At 61.7% G+C, this 21957-nt stretch carries 19 protein-coding genes, 1 tRNA gene and 1 pseudogene; 3 read left to right on the plus strand and 18 right to left on the minus strand.

The window, feature by feature from the left end; genetic code table 11:
* Positions 1 to 149: 149 nt before the first annotated feature.
* The 4 genes and pseudogenes from G3572_RS20920 to G3572_RS20935 form a co-directional block, all read right to left on the minus strand.
* Positions 150 to 926, minus strand: a complete 777-nt coding sequence (locus tag G3572_RS20920) for a hypothetical protein (protein WP_164615521.1) — start codon at positions 924 to 926, stop codon at positions 150 to 152.
* Positions 927 to 1065: 139 nt separating this feature from the next.
* Positions 1066 to 2085, minus strand: a complete 1020-nt coding sequence (locus G3572_RS20925) for a 5-methylcytosine restriction system specificity protein McrC (RefSeq protein ID WP_205518846.1) — start codon at positions 2083 to 2085, stop codon at positions 1066 to 1068.
* On the minus strand, positions 2039 to 3928 hold the full coding sequence (locus tag G3572_RS20930) for an AAA family ATPase (protein ID WP_205518847.1): 1890 nt from the start codon (positions 3926 to 3928) through the stop codon (positions 2039 to 2041). The genes G3572_RS20925 and G3572_RS20930 overlap by 47 nt, the downstream gene beginning before the upstream one ends.
* Positions 3929 to 4064: 136 nt before the next feature.
* Positions 4065 to 4382 (minus strand): annotated as a pseudogene (locus tag G3572_RS20935) (transposase); the annotation flags it as partial.
* A 679-nt stretch (positions 4383 to 5061) separates the two neighbouring features.
* Here G3572_RS20935 and G3572_RS20940 point away from each other — a divergent pair.
* A complete protein-coding gene (locus G3572_RS20940; RefSeq protein WP_164615525.1) occupies positions 5062 to 6408 on the plus strand; it encodes a reverse transcriptase domain-containing protein in 1347 nt (448 codons plus the stop codon).
* A gap of 148 nt (positions 6409 to 6556) precedes the next feature.
* Here the strand turns inward: G3572_RS20940 and G3572_RS20945 are convergent, their stop codons facing one another.
* Entirely contained in the window at positions 6557 to 7639 is a 1083-nt protein-coding gene (locus G3572_RS20945) for an AAA family ATPase (protein WP_164615527.1), read from the minus strand.
* A 271-nt stretch (positions 7640 to 7910) separates the two neighbouring features.
* On the opposite strand from G3572_RS20945, the gene G3572_RS20950 reads away from it, so the two are divergent.
* The gene (locus G3572_RS20950) at positions 7911 to 9665 is read left to right on the plus strand and encodes a TniQ family protein (RefSeq protein ID WP_164615529.1); all 1755 of its coding nucleotides are present in this window, start codon (positions 7911 to 7913) and stop codon (positions 9663 to 9665) included.
* 288 nt (positions 9666 to 9953) lie between these two features.
* Here G3572_RS20950 and G3572_RS20955 read toward each other — a convergent pair.
* The 12 genes from G3572_RS20955 to G3572_RS21010 form a co-directional block, all read right to left on the minus strand.
* Positions 9954 to 10030, minus strand: a tRNA-Arg gene (locus G3572_RS20955).
* A 72-nt stretch (positions 10031 to 10102) separates the two neighbouring features.
* Positions 10103 to 10567 (minus strand): GNAT family N-acetyltransferase, encoded by a 465-nt coding sequence (locus tag G3572_RS20960; protein WP_164615531.1) that lies wholly within the window; start codon positions 10565 to 10567, stop codon positions 10103 to 10105.
* A gap of 105 nt (positions 10568 to 10672) precedes the next feature.
* Positions 10673 to 12298 (minus strand): dihydroxyacetone kinase subunit DhaK, encoded by a 1626-nt coding sequence (locus tag G3572_RS20965; RefSeq protein ID WP_164615533.1) that lies wholly within the window; start codon positions 12296 to 12298, stop codon positions 10673 to 10675.
* Positions 12299 to 12309: 11 nt separating this feature from the next.
* Positions 12310 to 13305 carry an ABC transporter ATP-binding protein gene (locus G3572_RS20970; RefSeq protein WP_164615535.1) on the minus strand — a complete coding sequence of 332 codons (996 nt, stop codon included), beginning with the start codon at positions 13303 to 13305 and terminating at the stop codon, positions 12310 to 12312.
* Positions 13298 to 14395, minus strand: a complete 1098-nt coding sequence (locus G3572_RS20975) for an ABC transporter ATP-binding protein (RefSeq protein WP_164615537.1) — start codon at positions 14393 to 14395, stop codon at positions 13298 to 13300. Before G3572_RS20975 ends, G3572_RS20970 begins: the two co-directional genes overlap by 8 nt.
* A gap of 4 nt (positions 14396 to 14399) precedes the next feature.
* Complete coding sequence (locus G3572_RS20980; protein WP_164615539.1) at positions 14400 to 14588, minus strand: hypothetical protein; 189 nt, start codon at positions 14586 to 14588, stop codon at positions 14400 to 14402.
* A gap of 78 nt (positions 14589 to 14666) precedes the next feature.
* Positions 14667 to 15608, minus strand: coding sequence for a carbohydrate ABC transporter permease (locus G3572_RS20985; RefSeq protein WP_164615541.1), 942 nt, complete (start codon positions 15606 to 15608; stop codon positions 14667 to 14669).
* Positions 15605 to 16552: a carbohydrate ABC transporter permease gene (locus G3572_RS20990; RefSeq protein WP_164615543.1), complete on the minus strand. Its 948-nt coding sequence runs from the start codon at positions 16550 to 16552 to the stop codon at positions 15605 to 15607. Before G3572_RS20990 ends, G3572_RS20985 begins: the two co-directional genes overlap by 4 nt.
* A 65-nt stretch (positions 16553 to 16617) precedes the next feature.
* Positions 16618 to 17934, minus strand: coding sequence for an ABC transporter substrate-binding protein (locus tag G3572_RS20995; RefSeq protein ID WP_164615545.1), 1317 nt, complete (start codon positions 17932 to 17934; stop codon positions 16618 to 16620).
* Between the two features lie 176 nt (positions 17935 to 18110).
* Complete coding sequence (locus G3572_RS21000; RefSeq protein WP_164615547.1) at positions 18111 to 19148, minus strand: LacI family DNA-binding transcriptional regulator; 1038 nt, start codon at positions 19146 to 19148, stop codon at positions 18111 to 18113.
* A gap of 61 nt (positions 19149 to 19209) precedes the next feature.
* On the minus strand, positions 19210 to 20475 hold the full coding sequence (locus G3572_RS21005) for a glycerate kinase type-2 family protein (protein WP_164615548.1): 1266 nt from the start codon (positions 20473 to 20475) through the stop codon (positions 19210 to 19212).
* 70 nt (positions 20476 to 20545) lie between these two features.
* On the minus strand, positions 20546 to 20836 hold the full coding sequence (locus G3572_RS21010; protein ID WP_164615550.1) for a hypothetical protein: 291 nt from the start codon (positions 20834 to 20836) through the stop codon (positions 20546 to 20548).
* Between the two features lie 138 nt (positions 20837 to 20974).
* Here G3572_RS21010 and G3572_RS21015 point away from each other — a divergent pair, with 138 nt between their 5' ends.
* Positions 20975 to 21115, plus strand: a complete 141-nt coding sequence (locus G3572_RS21015) for an entericidin EcnA/B family protein (RefSeq protein ID WP_164615552.1) — start codon at positions 20975 to 20977, stop codon at positions 21113 to 21115.
* Between the two features lie 63 nt (positions 21116 to 21178).
* Here the strand turns inward: G3572_RS21015 and G3572_RS21020 are convergent.
* A partial coding sequence (locus G3572_RS21020; protein ID WP_164615554.1) for a hypothetical protein occupies positions 21179 to 21957 on the minus strand: 779 nt, incomplete at its 5' end.

A 21957-nucleotide genomic window follows, 5' to 3' on the forward strand; every position in this document is an offset into this window, starting at 1 on the left:
ATATCTTAAATATTTGAAATAAAACAATATTTCACCGACCCGCCTTCGGAACAGAGCCTGCCCTGGGCTTCCAGCTTGTCAGCCAGACTGTCCTCGCAGAACTTGGCATAGATGGTCAACGATGCCCGTCGCATGGAGTGCTTGACGCGTTACATGCCATATTCGAGCTTTGGGAAGTATTCCTTAAACGATGCATCGCGCGCTGCATCGATGAACCCTCTGACTACTTCGACGGGCGACGGCGCATGATTTTCAGTGACCTCAAGAATAGCTGCTAGAATGATATTCAGTTGCGCGATCCGATGATCCAGCTTTCCCTTAAGCTCTACCGGCACCATGTCAGCGGCTGCTAGGCCTTCAAAATTTCGTATCACGCCGGGAGTGGTGTCAAGCCAGTTCTGCATCTCGGCATGACGACGACCATATTCTTCAACAAGGCTAATCAGATGAATGGCACCGGATTCCAAGTCCTCGATTTGCCCAACCACCTCAAAGTCCTTCTTGGTGAAAAGGAACGAATACTCAGTCGACTTAAGGCGCTCTGGTTCAACAAATTTTCCTGGGATCGCACCCACCATCTGAGAGGGATCCGTTACCCTGAGACCGATCGCATTGACGTTGGCAACGCCCTCATCAATCGCATTTTTGACCGCATAGATGATGTTTGCGTAACGCGAAATCTTGGAAAACGTGGCTAGCGCCATGGCGGCATCAGCCTTCATGGCGTCAACGTTGCGCTGGTTGCGCTCTGCCCGGATAGTGAGCCACAAGATCAGGAGCGCGACAGCAGCAGAGCCGATGGTGGCAAGACCAGCGGCAAGGACTTCAACCCAAGGGAGGCCTTCATCGGCCTTTTCAACAGGGATGATGAACAGGGAAACACGGCCATTGAGCTCAGTTAGCAATCCGATGAAGCCGTCCAACATCCATCAACCCCTTGAAACCACGGTTAGTCGAACTTCATTTGTGCCGTCCATTGGACGCCGCCCGAAGTAGATGGCGACACGGCTAAATCACCCTCAGTAACGGCATGTCGCAAAAATGCCGCTACTGGTGAGTGAAACGCTAGATCAATCTTCGAACGCTTTGCTCAAATTGCACCGGATCACTTGAAAGATCGATCGTCTTGAACTGCATCTGATGCCCCTGAATTATCACCAGCTCATCTATCGATCCGCCCGTTTGGGGATGCAGCAACATGCCCGACGTAGTCAGGCTGGCGGGGTCATCAAGACGCTCCTGACTGCGCAGGTAGGCATAAAGCTGGTAGATGTAATTGCTCTTGAGAATCTGATCTCGGTAGGCCGAAGCCGCAAAAATCGCAGTAAATTTCGTGTCGATCACGATGCGTCGCCCCGTGGCAGGGTGTCGAAGGTCGATATCGGTCTGCATTCCCGGCAGGATAGCCGCAATTCCGGGAGACGCAGCTTCGATCTGCCAAGCAAGGCGCTTGCCCTGTGTCACGTTCCAACCCTGAGGTTGCAGCTCAAGGCGCAGGGCGTTTCCGATAGCCCGCTCAAACAGGCGCCGAACGAGGTGTTCGGTGCTGTCAGGCAGAGCACCAGAAACAAAGCCAGCCTCTTCTGTCGGGATGATCGTGTCGAACACCATCCGGGACAGCGCCACCATAAAGCGATCAGCGGTCTCGTTCCTGCCAATCTGATCGTTTGCGAGTTCAGCCCAAGACGGGCGCGCACCGACAACCCCAAGTCTCGTGAAATCTCCGGCCAGTTGCCGGCACCGATGCGCCACCAGTTCATCCGAAACCCGGCTGGCGAGCCGTTCCAAGGCAGCCCTGACCAATCTGTTTCGCGCCGTGTCCATCGTATGCTCTTCGAAGCGACAGGCGATGCGGCCGCGGTCCATCAATTGACGCGCCGTCGTTTCCAGCATGTCGATCCGACCGCGCACCCTTGAAAGGGTAGCTACTTTCGGGCGGTATCCACGAGAAAGGTTTCGGCGAAGGCGCTCTTCAACGACTTGCCCCAAGAGCCGCGCAACCAGCTCAGGAAGGTCGCGTGCAGCTTCGACCTGATGGTCAAAACGCCCTTTGAATTGCACCAGATCGGCCGCGTAAAGGAACAACAGCCAGACATTTCGCAAGGGGATCGCTGTAGCCATTACAGGCCTGCACGAAGTGCCTGCGCCGCTTGCCTTGCTCGGTCTGGAGCATCAAACCAGTATTCCTGCAGCAGCGGTTCGATCTCGGTGTCGATGACTTCTGCAAACCATGCCCTGGGGTCTGGGATGTCGTCATCGCTCGGCGTGACATAGGAATGGCCAACGCGAAACTGTGGTCCAAGGCTCGGTCTTCCGCGATGGTGTCGTTCAGCGCCTGCATCCGATCACGGATCAAGGCCGTCACGTCATCTGAGAAATTCCTGTCACGGCACCAATCCTGCCAAGCCTGATTGAGCAAGGGTTCAAGCGTTACGAAGGCAAATCTGCGGCGCAGGGCAAGATCCACAAGTGCGAGGGACCGATCCGCGATGTTCATCGTGCCGATGATATGCAGGTTATCGGGCACGTGGATTTTCTCGCCCGGGATCTTGCGATAGGCCAGCTCCATCGCATCCGCCCGGCTGCGCTTGGTATTCTCCAAGAGCGTCAACATCTCCCCGAACACCTGCGCTGGATTGCCCCGGTTGATTTCCTCAATGATCAGGACGTGCGGCAAGTCGGGCTGGGCGCGCGCGGCCTCAACCACTTGCAGGAAAATGCCGTCGGTCAACGTCAACCCTGTGCTGGAAGGGCGGTAGCCCCGCACAAAATCCTCGTAAGAGAGTGACGGGTGAAACTGGACGGAGCGCAGTTGATCCGGCAAGGGCGATTTGCGCCCGATTAAGGCTTTCGCCAATCGCTTGGCCAGCCATGTTTTTCCCGTTCCCGGCGGCCCCTGCAGGATCAGGTTTTTCTTGGATGACAGGCGATCCACAAGACCGGATAGGGTATCACGACCGAGAAACCCGCCCTCGTTGATGATGTCATCCACCGTGTAGGGCAGGATTTCCGGCACAGGGATATTGTCGTCTTCTGCGGCGTCCTCAGCTTCACTTGCGCTCAAAGGGTCGATCTCAGGGGCAAAACGCTCTGCCCAATAGGAATGGCCCAAGAAATAGCCGTAATCCTGTTCGGCGCCGTCGAAGGTAAACGCTACCAGCTTCCTTGCCATGTCATCATCTTCTACTCGGGCACGGGCAACGGTTGTGCGGTAGGTGTAGAAATACCAGTCTTTTGGTGGATCAAGCTCTTGCCAGTCCACCTCGACTGTCAGCCCATCACCGCGGTTGGCGGTGATGGTGCCAATGGCTTTGATACGCATCACGCTGGCGGCACGGCCGTGGTTTTCGAACGGCACCTCGTTTTTCCGGGTGAACGACGCTTTGATGGCAATCCGGTCGCCGGCCTTCATCTGCCTGACGAGCTTTGAGAATTTGTCCTCGTAGCCGTTTTCCCAGATGCCCTCTTTCAAAAACCGATCGGTCTGATCCCCATTTGACCATGATGCGCCGACAAACCAGTGGTTCACCCCTTCAGGCGCGATGTCATCCTTGGGAGCAACCTGTTCGTCTTCGTCGCCAGCAAAATTGACCCGGGCTGTCTTGAAGATTTCGGCGGCCCACTCTGGCGACAGCTCCGCCTTCCACCCCCGATCAGACAGCCCCCAAACACCACGGCTGGGCGAGGTCATGATACCTGCCGTGAACAGATAAGATCGGGCGAAATGGACCCTGTTCTCGAACTTCGATCCACCGTTCTTGTTGGCGAGAGCCAGAAAATCTGCAGAGATCTGGTGCCGCTTGATCAGTTCATCGAAGATTTGGCGCGGTCGAGCCTGGCCACCGAGGTCGCGCATAATCTCGACCACAGGCACGAAGTAGCTGACAAACTGAGGGACCCCCTCGATTTTCTGCTCATGCAGTCCCATGGCTACCCCCCAAGCTTATCGCATATGGGCAGACTGGCATCTTTATCCTTGATGGCCAAGGGCTTGTATTTCAGATACAACTGGCGTTGTTGCAGAACGCTTGCCTGAGGCATAACAGCTTCTTTCCCCGTCTGGATCAAGCCAAGCGGACGATCTTGGCGGTGCCGAGTGCGTTTAAGCGGTTGATGAGGGCGACGCGGATCTGGATTTCGGCGGTCTGGCTGTCGGGGTGCCTTGCGGCGATGCGCTCACCAAAGGCTTTCAGGCACCGCATTTTGGCCTCGATCCGGCTTCGGGCATGGTATCCGGTCCTGCGCTTCCAGAACGACCTGCCGTAGTGTCGGGTGGCACGCAGGTTTTCGTTTCTGGCGACTGCGGCTGGGCAGCCGTCATTCCAAGGTCGGCCGTTCTTGCGGATCGGGATGATCGGGGTGGCCTGCCGGTGGATGTCAGCCCATACTGGCCATCCGACATGATTGTAGAAATCGGCGGGTTTGAGCCTCCAGTGTCGAACTTATTGATTGAAGCGATGTGAAAGAAATATCGCCCCTCTTGACCATATCGCGCTGCGTCACCACTATATCTGGTATGTCCATGGTCGCCATGGCGTCCGACGTGAAGCTGGACCTGTCCATGCGGATCGTGCGCCACGGAGACCTCGCCAAGGTGGCTGTTGCCGCTGAGGTGTCTGTCGTAGCGGCCATGCCGTGCGCAGAGGATGGGCTGGGCCTGACCGTTGGCTTTGAAGCTGTGAATGCTCCGTCTTCCGACGGCCTCCAAGCAGCAGATAAGCATTCAAAACGGCGGGCGCGGCCGGGGCGAAACGCGCTTGACGTCACTAAAAACCTGCTAAGGTGGAAGGTGGAGAAATGTGTGAACTTGCCCCGAAAAACCGGCTCGCCTGGGCTGGATTACCGGTGCGCGCGGAGTTTTGATCGCGCTCGCCGCAGCGTCCATGGTCGCCATGGCGTCCGACGTGAAGCTGGACCTGTCCATGCGGATCGTGCGCCACGGAGACCTCGCCAAGGTGGCTGTTGCCGCTGAGGTGTCTGTCGTAGCGGCCATGCCGTGCGCAGAGGATGGGTGTTCGTCAACGGTCGGGATTGTATGAGCGGAGGACCCGAGCGAAGAACATGGCGAAAACATTATTCGAAGAAGTCAGAAGTGAGCAAAACATCTTCTCAGCTTGGCGACACGTGAAGCGGAGCGCTTTAAGCTCGGGGAACGCCGATATTCGCGGAAAAGCCGCCGAGTTCGAGCATGTGCACCAACGCCACCTTAAGCGCATTATTGATCAGCTGCGCACTGGCAAGCTCTCCTTCGATCCTGTCGAGGGCGTCTTGAAAGACAAACGTAAGCGCCTTGCAGCAGGTAAAGACCCACGACCCATTGCAATATCAAGCATCCAGAACCGTGTTGTGCAGCGAGCAATCCTACAGGTTCTACAACCAAGGCAGGCGCGTGACCTGCGCGACCCGGACACACGATATGAGACGATTCGCGACAACAGGCTGGGTCGTATCAATGACGTCAACCGATCTAAGTATGGCGTTGGAGGACTAATCTACCCTCATGGCGGCGTTCGCCCTGCCATAGAGCTAATCATGGCAGCAATCGACAGCGGGGCGAAATTCTATTTCCAGTCCGACATCCGGGCCTTCTTCACTAAGATCCCAACAGACAAGGTGGTTGACTTCATTCGGCGAGAAACCGAGGACGACGCATTCGTTGACCTGTTTGCCAAGGCTCTTGAAGTTCACTTGGGAAATGAAAATGAGCTTGTTGGCTACACGCATCTATTTCCGAAGGGCGGAATTGGCGTTGCGCAGGGGTCCTCTCTTTCGGCCTTCGCAGGAAATGTGTTGCTTTTCGACATGGACCAACACTTGAACACCATGGGCGTGACAGCGGTGAGATACATCGATGACATTCTCATGGTCGGCGCAGACCTTGCATCTATCGACGCCGCCAAAGCATATGCTGAGAAAACCCTAACCGACTTTGGTTTCGGTCTCTATACGCCGGCAGACGGCCCCGAAAAGGCATCACAAGGCGAGTGCAGCAAATCCATCAACTTCCTTGGCTGCACACTACAGCCCAAGCGGTGTGTCCCCAGTGCGAAATCTATCGACAACATGAAGGAAACCGTCCGAGAGACGCTTTCCGCTTCCAAGGCTGCGATCAAGGACGCGCTCATCAAGGGAACATCTCTAAACTTCAAGCATTCACATGGAGCCACTTTAGATTCTTTGGGAAGACGCATCCATGGATGGCAAAATTCCTTCGCCTTCTGCAATCAACGTCAACCCTTCGAGCACCTCGACGACTACGTTGCGCATCAGATCGCAGACTACCACGCCGTTATAATTCGGCACCTTGGGAAGGTAGATCATCGGATCAAGGCGATGATACTTGGCGTGCCTTCAACAGCAGATATGTTCGACCACACGCGCAAAAAAGCTGCCAAACAATCATGTTGAGGCTGCTGCAGGCTCGTAAGCTTTCTGAGCTATGCGGTCGTTAAAGGGGCGTAGCGAGCGACAACTCACCACCCAAACCGCTGCCGCTCGTAAGTCAAACCGAGGCCCGTGCGCGATCTCCGAATGCCCAGCAGGCACCCCATCAACATCACTGCACCCACGGCCGCTCCTCCAGTCCTTCCCCCCGCTCCAACGCCCGGATCACATCCCGCAGACTCAATCGCCGCCCCAACACTTTGGGCGCACGATCAAGGACCTCAAGGATCGCCTCCACCCCGAGATCTGACAGTTCCATCTTCTGGCCTTGCGCCTTTGCAAATGCGCTCAACTGCACCGGCGTAATATCCGGCAACTGGATCAGCTGGCACCGGCTTCGCACAGTCTCCGGCACTTTATGAACGTCGTTTGCGGTCATGACCCAGACGATGTGGGACATGTCGAACCGCAGGCGGAAGTAGGGGCATTCCCATTCGGCCGAGGTCGCTGGCTCGATCAGCGACAAAAGGGCGTCGGCAAAGGAAAACCCTGTGCCGTTCGTTGATGTGCCGCGCTTGGCCTTGCAGAGCTCGTCCACGATGATGACTGGGTTTGCAATCCGCCTGCCGAGAATGAGGTCCAGCGGCCGCCCGGCGAGAGCCGTGCCCCATCCGCGATCCAAACCGCATAGCGCGAAACCCGCGCCGCCCTTTGAGGCATCAATGTCCGCGGTCGGCACGGACAGAAACTTGGCCAGCTTTCGTGCCCAGACCGACTTTCCGATCCCCGGCGGGCCGTTCAGGATCACTGGCCGCATGCGGATGGCTTCACCGCGACGGGCCGCGCGCCGCAGGGCGTGCCAGGCATATTCCGTGGCGGGGCCCATCCATGGCATGTCGGCATGCAGTTCGGCCGCAACCTCATCCGCCCAATGCTCGGTTTTCACCATTGCTAGATCAACGCCCTGCAACACAGTCGTAATGCGCGCCAGCTCATCCTTTTTCAGATGAGAGACGCCGGCATAAGCCGCCTGCCGATCTGCCAGCAGACCCGCCCGGCGTTTGACCTTCTTTGTATCGTCATAGGTGATGGGCGTGCCCTTCACCATCGGCTCGGAGTCATCTTCATCCTCCCATTCCGCGCGGGCAGGCTGTCTGGGCAGATCACGCAAGCGGCGCAGGGTGGCCATAAGGCGCGCTTCGATTTTGGTGGCATCTTGAAAAGGGGGCACGTCGACGAATTTGATCCGCGTCATCGGTGAGGTTCCATATCCGGCATGTCTGGCTGGGACGGGTCAGGCTTGGCTTTGGCCAAGCGAACGGACCCGGTCCCGGTGGGAGACTGGTCAGTCAGCCCGTATGCGGCGGATATGAAGATGCGCGGTCATGTTCCTTGGCTATTCTGGACCGACCAGACCGGTCAAGCCCCCCTTTCGAGGGGGCAGCGAGCATCTACGCCGGATCCTTCATATCTAGGCAGAGACGGAAGCTGCGGGTATCACTGACAAAAATGTTGAGACGTTTCTCATGAAGACCACGGATTTGCTGCCCGTAAAGATGCCTCGTCCGGCCCATCGGGAAACGGTCTTCTCGTTCCTGTCGCGTTGCGCGGCCACATGGCAGACAACCACCCGTCAGTTCGCCTACGACATCGGCACATCGCTGAAGTTTATCGCGATGCAGAACGAAGTGACGCTCCGTCTGTTCGCAGAGCGGACCAAACTCTCACCCGAAGACCTCGCTGAACTCATGTCCTGGACCGGGGAGAAGATCGGCAATGTGAGGATGCGCTTTCGCGAGGAGGTTTTCGTGTCTCGTGCACTGCGCAACCCGGATGTGCAGGGCTGCCCGATGTGTCTGCGCGAGGATATTGCAGCAGCCGATACGTCCCCGACAGCGGTCATGGTGATGCGGGGGAATTGGCTGATGCGAGATGCTGTGCTTTGCATCCGGCATGGCCACCCTTTGGTAACGCTCTGGTCCGCAGTCAAGGTCGACGCCCGATATGATATCGGCGCGAATCTGGAGGCGATCATGCTAGACCTGCAAGCTGGTGCCTTCGACCGCCCTCGGCAGGAGCCGTCACCCTATGACCTGTGGCTGGATCGGCGGCTGGAGGATGGAACGGACTCGACGGCCCTCAAGGACCACGGGCTGTTTGCTGCCACCACCTTCTGTCGATACCTCGGGATGGCCCGTCTTGGCGTAGACATAGGTCCGGATAAGGAGCGTGCGGGGGCGTTTCTCGCAGCCGGGTTTGAGATTGCGGCGCAGGGTGCATCCGCAATCCGGTCCGAGTTTGATCGGCTGGCCGCGCGGGCAACCGAACCAAAGCAAGGGGCAAAAACTGCCTTTGGCGAACTCTACAGCGCCCTTGGCCAGCTCTATACCGATGACCCCGGTTTCACGGCCTTCCGGATCATTCTTCGAGACTGCATTCTGGACCACTGGCCCTATGCCCCGGGCGAGCTGCTTCTGGGAGAACCGGTTCTTGTGCGGCGCAAGCATTCCGTCAGTTCCGCTGCTGAAGAGATCGGGATCGGGCAAAAATTGGTCCGGCAGTTTCTAATCGAAGCCGGCGCGGTCCAGCAGTATGACCCACGGCCAGACGCGCGGCTGATCTTTGACGCCGAACAGAACAAGGCTCTGCTCGCCGAGATCCCGACCTTGGTCGGCCCCATCGCGATGCAAGACGCAATGGGCGCCACCAAGATGGAATTGATCGCGTTGGAGGAAGAGGGGCTGCTTGCTCCACGAACCCGGATCCCTTCCGTCAAGAACGTCTGGCGGATCGCCGATGGTGAGGCACTCGTGGCAAAGCTGCTGGCGCGGGCCGCGAGGGTTGCGGCCGACGACCCGTCTTGGGAAACGCTCCTTTTGGCGCGCAAGCGGACAGGTATCGGCCTTGCAAAGATGGTGCACGCCATTGATGCCGGTTCCCTCGATGTTGGCGCAAGGCAAGGCGTTGCGGGGTTCCATGGCATCGTGGTGCGATTGGAACAGCTCGCGCCCTTGATTGCAGCCAAAGAAGCGCCGGACCCGACAGAGGGCGGCAAGTTGCAAAGCGCCGCGGCCTTTGGCCGGTCCATAGGACTGCGGGATAACCGCAGCTTTGCGGCGCTGATGGATGCGGGTCATGTCCCGGCGAAAGCGCGCCTCCACCCCGGCACCAAGCGGATGCAATACTGGATGGACGAGGCCGACATTGCCGCCTTCACCGCCCGCTTTGCCACGCCATCCATGTTGATTGCAGAGACAGGATTGCACCGAAACACGATCTAGAGCATGCTGGACGCTGCCCGAGTCGAACCGTTTGCGCCGAACGGAAAGGACTTCGGGGCGGTCTTCCTGCGGTCTGACCTCGCCAAAGTGCCGCAGTTTTCGTCGGCCGCCCTCATTTCAGGGCCAAAACCGGGGAAAAACGGCTGAATCCCGCCCCGAATGGGCCTGAATAAAATACATAATAATTTCAATTACTTGATACTCAACGGACAGGCAGGATAAGGGGGTGTGCTATTCAAAAGTGCCATTTCGTGCACTCTTATGCTTCTTTGGCAACACGCAAGGAAATGGCGATCGCGGAAGGACTCGAACCCTCGACCCGCTGCTTAGAAGGCAGCTGCTCTATCCAGCTGAGCTACGCGACCGTTGTCTTCTATGTGCGCGAAATGCGCGGATTAGACAAGATGCCAGTGGGCCGGCCCCCGCCGCAAAGGGAATCAGAGCAGGCTGCGGGTCATGAAGACCGAATTGGGGTCCTCGACATAGCCTTCAAAGGGTGGACATTCGACAAAGCCCGCATTGGCGTAAAGCGCGCGCGCCGCCACAAAGGTGGGCTGCACCCCGGTTTCGAGCGACAGGCGCGTGAACCCTTCGGCACGGGCGGCATCGACAAGATGTTCCAGCATCCGGCGCGACAGGCCCCTGCCCCGCATCTCGGCCAGCACATGCATCGACTTGATCTCGGCATGGCTGTCATCGATGCGCTTGAAGGCCCCCATGCCAATCGGCTCTCCCTCTTCGCGCATCACGAAAAACCAGATCCCCGCCCCGGCAAGCTGGCTCGCATCCATCATATGGATGCTTTCGGGCGGGGTATCGGCATGCATGTCGGCGGTGTGACGCTGCATCAGCAGCGAAAGGTCTGGGCCAAGCGGCGATTCCAGCGCGATGGTGGGGATCATGGGGACACTCGGTTCTGTAACACCGCCTACAGAGACCGAATTTTCCAGCACAATCAATACGCCATCTGTGCCATGCGCCGATTTGCAGGCCACCTGCGGCAAATCTCAGCCCGCGCGGGCCAGATCTTCCAGCAAACGGGCCACGGCCTCGGCCCCCGGATCGTTATGGCCGCTCAGCTTGTCGGCAGACAGATAGCTGGACCGGCCCGCCTTGGCCCGCGTCATCGCGGCCGTGCCGTCGGCCCCCTGCCGCGCTGCCAGAGCCGCCGCCGCCACGCCCTGCGGCAAGGCGGCCAGCGCCGGAGCCAGCGCATCGATCATGGTGCGGTCGCCCGGTCTGGCCCCGCCCACCTGCTGCACGCGCTCCAGTCCGGCGGCCAGCGCCCCCACCCAGTTGCGCCCCCCCGCCGCCGCATCCCCTGCCGCCGTGAAGAAGATCGCCAGCAGAACGCCCGACGATCCGCCCATCGTCTGGCTCAACTCTGCGCCGATGGCACGGAAAAGCTGCGTCGTATCGGCCAGCGGCATCCGGTCGAGCCCTGCGGCCAGCGCCCGCGCCGCACCCGCCAGCGTCGTTCCGGTGTCGCCGTCGCCCGATTTGGCATCCAGCGCGTTCAGATCATCCTCGGCGGCGACCAGCGCGGCACAGCAGCGCGCGATCAGCGCCGCCCGCGCCGGATGCGCCGAAGGTTCGGGGCGGATCGGCGTCAGCCCGTCCGGCAAGGGGCGCAGCCCCACCTCGCCAAAGCGCCGCAGCCCCGGCCATGCCGCAGGGGCGGCGGGGGCGGCCAGCGCCTGTTCCTGCTCTGGCGTCACCGGCAGGAGCGATACCGAAAACCCGTGCATATCGAGCGAGGTCATCAAGGGCGCCGGACCGATGATCCACTTCACCCGCGCGCCCAGCGCCGAGCGGCCCAGTTCTTCGGCCAGCACACTCATCTCGAGCGGAGTGGTGCCGCCCAGATTGTTGAGCAAGGCGACATGGTCGCTTGACCCGATATGCGGCAGCAGCCGGTCCACCACCATGCCCATCGCCGCCCGCGCGCCGGTGAAATCCACCTGCTCCACCCCGGCCTCGCCGTGGATGCCCAGCCCGAGTTCGGCCTGCCCGATGCCGATCCGGTCCTCGCGCGGATTCCCCGGCACGGTGCAGGTGTCAAGCGACATGCCGATCGACACCGCCCCGCGGATCACCGCCTGCGCCGCCGCCGCGACGCTGGCCAGATCGGCCCCCGCCTCGGCCATCGCGCCGGCAATCTTGTGCACGAACAAGGTGCCAGCCACCCCGCGCGCCTGCGGCAGATCGGGCAAGGCGATGTCATCATCCACGATCACCATTTCCACCTTCAGCCCGAAGGCGCGGGCGCGCTCTGCCGCAAGACCGAAGTTGAGCCGGTCGCCCGTGTAATTCTTGACGATCAACAGGCACCCCGCCTTGCCCGTCACCGCCAGAATGCCTGCCAGCACCGCATCCACCGACGGGCTGGCGAACACATCGCCGCAGACCGCCGCCGCCAGCATCCCCTGCCCGACAAAGCCGGCATGGCTGGGTTCGTGGCCCGATCCGCCTCCCGAAACCAGTGCCACCTTGGAGCGGTCCCAATCGGCCCGCACCACCACCTTGATGTGCGGAAAGCCGTCCAGCCGCGCCAAGGCCCCGCCCGAGGCGCGCACCGCCCCGTCAATCGCCTCGGTGATCAGGCTATCTTTGGAATTCATGAACTGTTTCATGGGGCTGCTCCTCAGATCCGGTTGCCGTGCGCATCGAACCACAGCGGGTTCTGCGGACGGATGGCAATGCTCTCCCCCGCCGCAAGCGGCGTGTGGGGGTCTGTCAGGGTCACGATCTCGTGCGGGCCAAAGGCCAGATGCAGACGGGTCTGGTCGCCCAGCCGCTCCACCCGCCGCACCGTGGCGGATTGCCCCTCGCCGATCACGATGTGCTCGGGGCGCAGCCCCATCTGCGCCGCTGCTGCGGGCGCGCCGGGGCCGAAACTTCCTGCCGGCAACAGCGTGATGCGCGGCTGGCCCAGCCGGCTGGCCACATAGGTGCTGACCGGGTCCTCGTAGATCTCACGCGGGGTGCCGAACTGCACCAGCCGCCCCTGATCCAGCACCCCCACATGCGTGGCCATCGTCATCGCCTCGATCTGGTCATGCGTCACATAAAGGAAGGTCGCGCCCAGATCGGCATGGATGCGCTTCAACTCCACCCGCAGATCGGCCCGCAGCTTGGCATCGAGACTGCTGAGCGGCTCATCCATCAGGTAAATCCGCGGCTGGCGCACCAATGCGCGGCCGATCGAAACCCGCTGCATCTCGCCGCCCGAAAGCGCCGTGGCCTTGTTGTTCAGCTTATGCTCGATGCGCAGTGACCGGGCCACTGCCTGCACCCGCGCCGCAATCTCGGCCTCGGGCAGACGCAGCATCGGGCTGCGCAGCGGAAAGGCCAGATTGTCGCGCACCGAAAGATGCGGATAGAGCGAATATTGCTGGAACACCATCGCCACATCGCGCTGCGCGGGCGTGTCGCGCAGCACCGATTGCCCGTCGATGGTGATATCCCCGTGCTCGGGCCGTTCCAGCCCCGCGATCAGGCGCAAGGTGGTGGTCTTGCCCGCGCCGGTCGGCCCCAGCAAAACCACGAATGCCCCGTCCGGAATGGTCATCGACACATCCTGCAACGCCTGCGTGGCCCCGTAAGACATGCCGACCCCGTGCAGCCCCACCTCAGCCATGATGCACCGCCGCATTTGCCGCCGTGCGCAGCGCCCGCCCCGTCGCCGCATCGAAGAGCGACAGCGTGCCGGACCGGAAGGACAGCCCCACCGTCTCGCCGCTGCGCACCCCCTGCCCTGATGGCACCCGCGCCTTGACCGTGCCATGCGGACAATCCAGCGTGATGATCTGCGAAGTCCCGAGGTATTCGCTGGCCAGAATGCGCCCGCGATAGGGGGCGGCGTCCGACAGCGTCACATGTTCGGGCCGCACCCCCAGCACCAGATCGCGCGGCCCCGTCGCCACCTGCACCTCGGGCGTTGCGATGCTGACCTCGCCCAGACGCACCGCGCTGTCTCCCGCCGCCAGCGCCCCCTGAAAGCGCAGGAAGTTCATGGACGGGCTGCCGATGAAATCTGCCACAAAAAGCGTTGCCGGATGGTCATAGATATCCTGCGGCGTGCCGAACTGCTCGACCACACCGTGATTCATCACCACGATCTTGTCCCCCATCTGCATCGCCTCCAGCTGGTCATGCGTGACATAAACCGTGGTCGCCCCCATCCGGTCATGCAGGGCGCGCAATTCCTCGGCCATATGCTCGCGAAACTCGGCATCAAGCGCGCCCAAGGGTTCGTCCATCATGAAGGCCTTGGGGCGGCGCACGATGGCGCGTGCAAGCGCCACCCGCTGGCGATCCCCGCCCGACAGGCCGCCCACCGGCTTGTCCAGAATGTCGGTGATGCCCAGAATGCGCGCCACCTCGGCCACCTTGGCCTGCACCTCGGCGCGAGCAACCCCCTGGCTCACCAGGGGATAGCTGATGTTGCGCCGCACGTTCATATGCGGGTAAAGCGCGAACATCTGGAACACCATCGCGATGTCGCGCCGCGAGGCGGGCAGTTGCGACACGTCCTCGCCGTCGATCAGGATCTCGCCGCCGCTGGGCAGTTCCAGCCCGGCAATCATGCGCAGCGTCGTGGTCTTGCCGCAGCCCGACGGCCCCAGCAGCATGAAGAACTCGCCATCCCGAATGGTGAAGGACGATCCCTCCACCGCCGTGAAGGCCCCGAATTCCTTGCGCAGATTGCGGATCACGATCTCGGCCAAGGCTCTACTCCGGGAAATGGCTGACGATGATGAACATCACGGTGCCGACCAGCGTCACGATGAAACTGTAGCTGAAGGCCCACAGGAAAAAGGGCTGCATCAGCATCACCACCCCCAGCCCGATCAGCACGGTGGAAAGGTTCTCCCACGGCGCGCGACGAAAGCGGGCGAGTCCCCTGAAAAAGTTACTCATGCCGATGCCTCATTTTCTGTCTCAAAATACGCAGCGGCGCGACGGGTGCCGACGGGCAGGTTTCGCAGGAAGCTCGGGTCATTTGCGCACCGCGCCGAAGGTGATGCCGCGCAAGAGGTGTTTGCGCAGAAGGATGGTGAAGATCATCACCGGCAGCAGGAACAGCGTGGCGCCGGCTGCGACGGCGGGCCAGTCCTGTCCGCCCACGCCGATGATGGTGGGGATGAAGGGTGGCGCGGTCTGGGCGTTGCCGCTGGTCAGCAGCACGGCGAAGGCATATTCGTTCCACGCAAAGATCAGGCAGAAGATCGCGGTGCTGGCGATGCCCGTCGCCGCCTGTGGCAGCACCACCTTGCGGAAGGCCTGAAAGCGCGTGTAACCGTCGATCAGCGCCGCTTCTTCATATTCGCGCGGGATCTCGTCGATGAAGCCCTTCAGGAGCCAGACCGCAAGGCTGATGTTCACCGCCGTATAGAGCAGGATCATGCCCAGATGCGTGTCCGAGAGGCCAAGCTCACGATACATCAGGTAGATCGGGATCGCCACGGCGATGGGGGGCATCATGCGGGTGGAGAGGATGAAGAACAGAAGGTCATCCTTGAGCGGCACCCGGAAGCGCGAGAAGGCATAGGCCGCGAGCGTGCCGAGGAAGATCGACAGGAAGGTCGAGCCAAAGCCGATGATGACCGAGTTCATGAAGCGCTCGCCAAAGCGCGAGGGTCCGGCGATCACGGTGCCGCTTTGCCGCACGATCTTGTCATACCATGTCTCGGGCGGCGGCAGGGCCGCGAATTGCTCGGCCCCGATGCGGGTGCGGGTGGTGAACAGGTTCACATAGCCTTCGAGGCTGGGCTCGAACAGCACCTTGGGCGGATAGCTGATGCTGTCGGGCCCGGATTTGAAGCCGGTGGAGAGGATCCACAGCAGCGGCAGCAGGGTGATGACCGCATAGCCCACCACCAGCAGGGCGGCGACCGATTTTGACAGGCGCGACGGTTCGGTGACGGAATAGGCGCTCATCTTTCCTTCACCTTGTTCAGGGCTTTGACATAGATCGACGCAAGGCCGAAGACGGTGACGAAGAGAATGATCGCATAGGCGCTGGAATAGCCGGTGCGCCACTTTTCAAACGCCTCGCGCTTGAGGTCGATCGAGGCCAGCAGCGTCTCGTTCCCCGGCCCGCCGCCTGTCAGCAGCACCACCATGTCGAACATCTTGAAATTCTCGATGCCGCGGAACAGCACGGCCAGCATCAGGAAGGGCAGCACCATCGGCACCGTCAGGGTCCAGAACTGCCGCCATTTGCTGGCGCGGTCCACCTCTGCCGCCTCATAAATGTAATCGGGGATCGAGCGCAGACCGGCGAGGCAGATCAGCATCACGAAGGGCGTCCACATCCATGTGTCGACGATGATGATCGACCATTTCGCCAGCCCCCCCGGCCCCAGCATGGAAAACGAGCTGGCAGGCGTGCCAGTGACCAGTTCCACCACATAGTTGAACAGGCCGATCTGCGGCTGGTAGAGGAAGGTCCAGAAGTTGCCCACCACCGCCGGAGACAGCATCATCGGCAGCACGATCAGCGTGGTAAGCAGGTCATTGCCCTTGAACTTGCGGTTGATGAGCCAGGCCAGCGTAAAGCCGAGCAGGACCTGCAAGGTGATGGTCCAGATCAGGAAATGCGCCGTGGTCTGCATGTTGGACCAGATGCCCTCGCTGGTCAGGATGCGCTCGTAATTGCGCAGGCCCACCCATTCCACCTCGCGCGCCGGACGGTTGGCAGCGTAATTGGTGAAGGACAGCCGCACCGTCCAGATCAGCGGAAAGATGTTGATCGCCAGCAAGAGAAACAGGGTCGGCGTCACGAACAGCCATGCGATGGCGCGGTCAGACAATCCGCGCACACGGCGTGCCAGCTTTGGCGGCGTGGCACGGGCCATTCGGTCGATCGGCGTAACGGTCATGGGAACGGTCCTGCAAGGACAAGGGGGGTGGGTGCGCCGGAACCCCGGCGCACCCGAAGGGCAGCCTACAGCTTGCCTTCGTCCTCGAACACTTCGGTCCAGTCGGCGATCAGGCCATCAAGCGCCTCTTGCGCGGTGCCCTGATCGGCCACGACGTAATTGTGCAGCCGGTCCTGCATCGCCAGCAACAGCGAGGCATAGGCCGGCTCCTGCCAGAAGTCGTAGACATTCTCCATCGCGGCAAGGAAATCGGCGGCGAAGGGGGCGCTGTCCTTGAAGCCGGGGTCGTTCAGCACGGCAAGATGGCAGGAATAGCCGCCCATCGACCACCATTTCTTCTGCACATCGGGCTGGGCGAACCATTTGATGTATTGCAGCGCGCCGTCGATGTTGTCGGAATAGCTGACCACCGAAATCCCCTGCCCGCCAAGGGTCGATGCGGGCTGGTTCTGCCCCGGGTTCACGAAGAAGTCGATCTTGTCCCCGCCGACATTCGGATCGGCGGCAAGGCCGGGGAAGAAGGCGAACCAGTTCATCGCCATCGCCACCTGACCGGATTTGAACGCATCCAGCGACTGTTCCATATAGGCGTTGTCATAGCCGGGCGGCGTCGCGGTCTTGTAGAGTTCCTTGTAGAACTCCAGCGCCTCGACCGCTTGGGGCGAGTTCACCGCGCCTTCCATGTCATAGCTGCCGGGGGTGTTTTCATACTTGAAGCCCCAGGCATAGAGCGCGCCGGTGGCCCCCATCGTGATGCCTTCGGACCCGCGCTCGGTGAAGATCGAGGCACCGTAGACGGTCTGCCCGTCGATCTCGCGGCCCTGGAAGAATTGCGCGATCTGCAGCAGTTCCTTCTGGCTTTGCGGCTCGCGCAGGTCGGCGCCGGTGGCTTCCTTGTAGGCGGCCTTGATGTCGTCACGCTCGAACCAGTCCTTGCGGTAGAACCAGCCGTTCGCGTCCCCCATCGCGGGCAGCGCGTAATAGTTCGGCTCTCCCTTCGGCCAGGTCGAATAGGCGTAGACCGTGGCGGGGGCGAAATCATCCATGCTGATCGATTCAGCGGCGAAGAAATCGTTCAGCTTGATGTAATGCTCGTTCTCCGCGCCGCCGCCGATCCATTGGCTGTCGCCGATCAGCAGGTCGCACAACTGCCCGCCCGAGTTGAGTTCGTTCAGCATCCGGTCCGCGAAGTTGGGCCACGGGATGAACTCGAACTTCATCTTGATGCCGGACTGCGCCTCGAAATCCTTGGACAGTTCGACAAGCGCGTTGGCCGGGTCCCATGCGGCCCAGCACAAGGTCAGTTCATTGGATTGGGCCGAGGCGACGCTTGCGGACAACACAGCGCCGACCGCGGTCGCGGTCAAAAGTCTTGCCTTCATTGGTGTTTCCTCCCTGAGTGCAAACGCGCAAGGGCGCCCCTCCTCTGGCCGCCATTGTGATTGCTGGCCTGACGATAGGGCCGGAAATCGGACCTGTCCATCACTTTTGAGGTACGCACATCATTGCTGCTTTTGCGCGATCCCAAACCGCTTTGACGCAACGTAAAGCGGTGGTTTCAGGGGCTCGGAGGCAGATTTTCGCGCAAGATGATTTCCAGCCGCAGCCGTTCCTGCGATTCGTTTATCGGTTGCTGGTCGGCCTTGGCCTGCAAAACCCGCAGCGTGCTCCGTGCGATATGGCCCACGTTTTGCGCAATCACCGCATCCATCCACCCCGCCCGCAAGGCGGCGGTGGTATGGGGAGTCAGCTCGTGCCCGATGGTGACGACGCGGCCCAGCAGCCCCAGTTCCGACAGGACCTGCGCCAACGCGCGATGCCCGCTGCCCAGAAGGTAGATGCCCCCCACCGGCCCGCTGCTTTCCAGCGAAAGCCGCATCACCTGCCGCAGCGTTTCCGGCGCGCCGTGGGTTTCCAGCGTCTGCCCGACCTCGATGCCGGGAAAATCGCGCAGCATCACCGCATCAAAGCCGCGCCGCCGCTCGATGCTGTCACGCAGCAGCATGGATTGCGCAATCACCATCACACGGGGGGTTTTTGCCCCCAGAAACCGCCCCATCAGCATGGCGGCGGTGCGCCCCGCCGCGTGGCTGTCGATGCCGACGAAATGCGCAGGCGCCGAATTGGGCAGATCCGACACCATCGCCACCACCGGCACGCCCGCCGCCTGCAAGGCGCGCAGCGCGTCGCGCAGCACCGGCGTTTCCGGCGCCATCAGCGCCACGCCCGAAATGCCCCCCGCCGCCAGATCGGCCAGCAGCGCGGCCAGCGCATGCATGTCCGACGCCGGATAGCGGTGCAGATCGACCCGCATCCGCGCCGAGGTCGCCAGCGCCGCCGCCTCTTCCAGCGCATCCTGCAAGGTCTGCACGAACTGGCTTTCGGTATCGGGAAGCAGAATCGCCACCCGCGTCGTGCGCCCGCGCGCCAGATTGGCCGCCGCCATGTCGCGCACATAGCCCAGACGCGCCACCGCCTCTGTCACCGCCGCGATGGTCTTGGCCCGCACACCGGGGCGCGCATTCAATACCCTGTCCACCGTGGCAAGGCTGACCCCGGCTTCGCGCGCAATATCTGTGACTGTTGGCCTGCCCATTTCTCAGGCATAGCGCCAAAATCTGAGGTACGTCAATCAGCCGCGCCGCGCGAACCGCCGCTCACGCGGGGGGCAGGATCAGGATGGCACGGAAATCGTTGACATTGGTCAGCGTCGGCCCCGTCACCACCTGGCCGTTCACTGCCGCGAAAAAGCTGTGCGCGTCGTTGCGGGCAAGGGCCGCCTCCGCATCTACCCCCGCCGCCGTGGCGCGGGCAAGGATATCAGGCCCGATCAGCGCGCCCGCAACCTCGGCCGCGCCATCCACCCCGTCGGTATCGCAGGCAATCGCATGGATGCCGGACGCGCCCCGCAAGGCCAGGGCCAGCGCCAGGGAGAATTCGGCATTCGGCCCGCCGATCCCGTCTCCGCGCCGTGTCACCGTCAACTCCCCGCCCGACAGCAGCAGCACCGGCGCATCCCCCGCGCGCAGGCCAGCGCCGATGCGCAGCGCCTTTTGCGCCTGCGCTTCCGCCACCTCGCGCGCCTCGCCTTCCAGCGCATCGCCCAGCATCTGCACCTCGCATCCCGCCGCGCGCGCGATCTCTGCGGCGGCGTTCAGCGACTGGACCGGCGCCGCATAGATCCGGTTGGCCACCCGCGCCAATCGCGCATCGTCCGGCGGCACCACGCCCGACCCCGCCCGCAGGCTGGCCAGCACAGAATCCGGCACCGGAATCTGCCATTGATCCAGCACCGCCAGCGCATCCGCCGGGGTGCTGGCATCCCCCACCGTGGGGCCGGAACCGATGAAGGCCGGATCATCCCCCGGCACGTCGGAAATCATCAGCACCAGCATCTGCGCCGGATGGGCCGCAGCGGCGAGTTGGCCGCCCTTGACGCGGCTCAGGTGCTTGCGCACCGTGTTCATCCGGTCAATCGGCGCGCCCGAGGCCAGAAGTGCCGCATTCACCGCCTGCTTTTCGGCGAGCGTCACCCCCTCGCGCGGGGCCACCAGCAGCGCCGATGCCCCGCCCGAAATCAGCGCGAGCACGAAATCCCCCTCGCCCAGCCCTTCGAGCAGGGTCAGCATCCGCGCCGTGGCCGCCAGTCCCGCCGCATCCGGCACCGGATGGGCGGCCTCCACAATCTCGATCCCCCGGCAGGGGCGGCCATAGCCGTAACGGGTCAGGACCAAGCCCTCGCAGGGGCCCCACTCCGCCTCCACGGCTTCGGCCATGCGGGCGCTCGCCTTGCCCGCGCCCACCACCACCACGCGGCCCGAGGGGCGCGGCGGCAGGTGCCCCGCCAGAGAGCGCATCGGGTCGGCCACTTCAACCGCACGGTCGAACAGGCTGCGCAGCAGCAGGGCGGGATCGGCAATCATCTTGTATCCTCGGCTTGGGTGCCCGTCTGTATAGGGCCAGACTTGCCGCCCGATCAATGCTTTGCGCGGCCTAACAGCGCAGGCGGCCCCGCATTTCGCCGCTGTCCCCCCGCAGGCTCGACTCCACCAGACGGCAGCCCGTCACCTCGGGGATCAGGGCGATCATGGTGGCGCGGATGGCCTGATGCTCCCCCCGCCGCGCATAGCCAAGGCGGATCACCTCCACCGCATCGCCCTTCCGGTAGAGCGTATACTGCCGCCCCTCCCGCAGCACATCATGGCGCTCTGCCCCGAAGAACTGCGGCGCGGGCTGTGCCCCGCAGGCGGCAAGGAAAAGAAGGAACGGCACCAGCATACGCATCCGCCGATCTTGGCAGTGAGATGGTTAAAACTTGGTAAAGATGCCCCGCCCCTCGCGGCGGCGCTTTGCACCGGAGGGAACCTGCGCGCCCGCAAGACGTTAGCCTTTGCCGATCAAACACATTGAAAGGAAAAGCCAATGTCCCTGCGCCCCGCCCTTCTCGCCCTGCTCGCCGCCGTCACCCTCAGCGCCTGCGGCACCGTTGCCGGCGCGGGCCGCGACCTGCAGGTCGCCGGTGCCACGATCACCCAAGAGGCACAGGCCGCCGCGCGCAACTGACGTGCGCTACGGAGTGTAAATCGGGGCATAGTTGCTGCCAAGACGCAAGATTATCCAGTAAAATCAATGCCTGAACTTATCATGGGTGCAAAGGTTTTCACTATTCGGGGCAAAGGTTTGACGGGTGCCTGAGAATATGAAAAGGGCCCGCGAATGCGGGCCCTGTGCGGCAGTCGAAACGTTCAGCGATGGAAGTGGGCTACACATGGCCCCCTTCGCCGGACACCCTTTTTCGCAAAGCCAAAACTTCTGGCACCAGAACCTTGAGTCCTCGCGCGACCTGAAAGCTGCAATCTTTCCTGACAACACCGCAGCGATCAGTTCATCCGTTGTCCCGCCATAGCGTTGGCAGGCTTCAGCAATCGAAAGTGACTGATTGCGCTGCGCATCATCCAGAAGTGGCATGGCACCGATTGTGGCAAGGAAATCGTCCAGAACCCTTTTTGCGAAAATGACGCCCCGCACGGCGCCGGGGGCATCAGCCGGGATGACGGTCGGAAGAATGCCGGTGTTGTAAAGGGTCAGGCTTTGGTTCGGCGTGCCGCCGATGTAGTGCGAGACTTGCGCCAACGGGACGGCGACTTCGTAATCTGTTACCAGTTGCTCCACATCCTTGACAGGAAAGACGAGGCGGCCACTTTCGGCATCTGTCGCACCTTGCGGCATCAATCCCAGTTTTTGCATAAGCCGAGACATCCGGCGGCGATCTACCTTCAGGGGGTAATCCTCCCCATGGTTAAGGGGATGCGGAAGTAGAATTTTCTCGGCAGGATGAACGAGGAGATTCCGATGAAGAAGAGCCGTTTCACCGAAGCCCAGATCATGGGCGTGCTGCGCCAGGC

The organism is Pseudotabrizicola algicola, assembly GCF_010915705.1.
GTDB lineage: Bacteria > Pseudomonadota > Alphaproteobacteria > Rhodobacterales > Rhodobacteraceae > Pseudotabrizicola > Pseudotabrizicola algicola.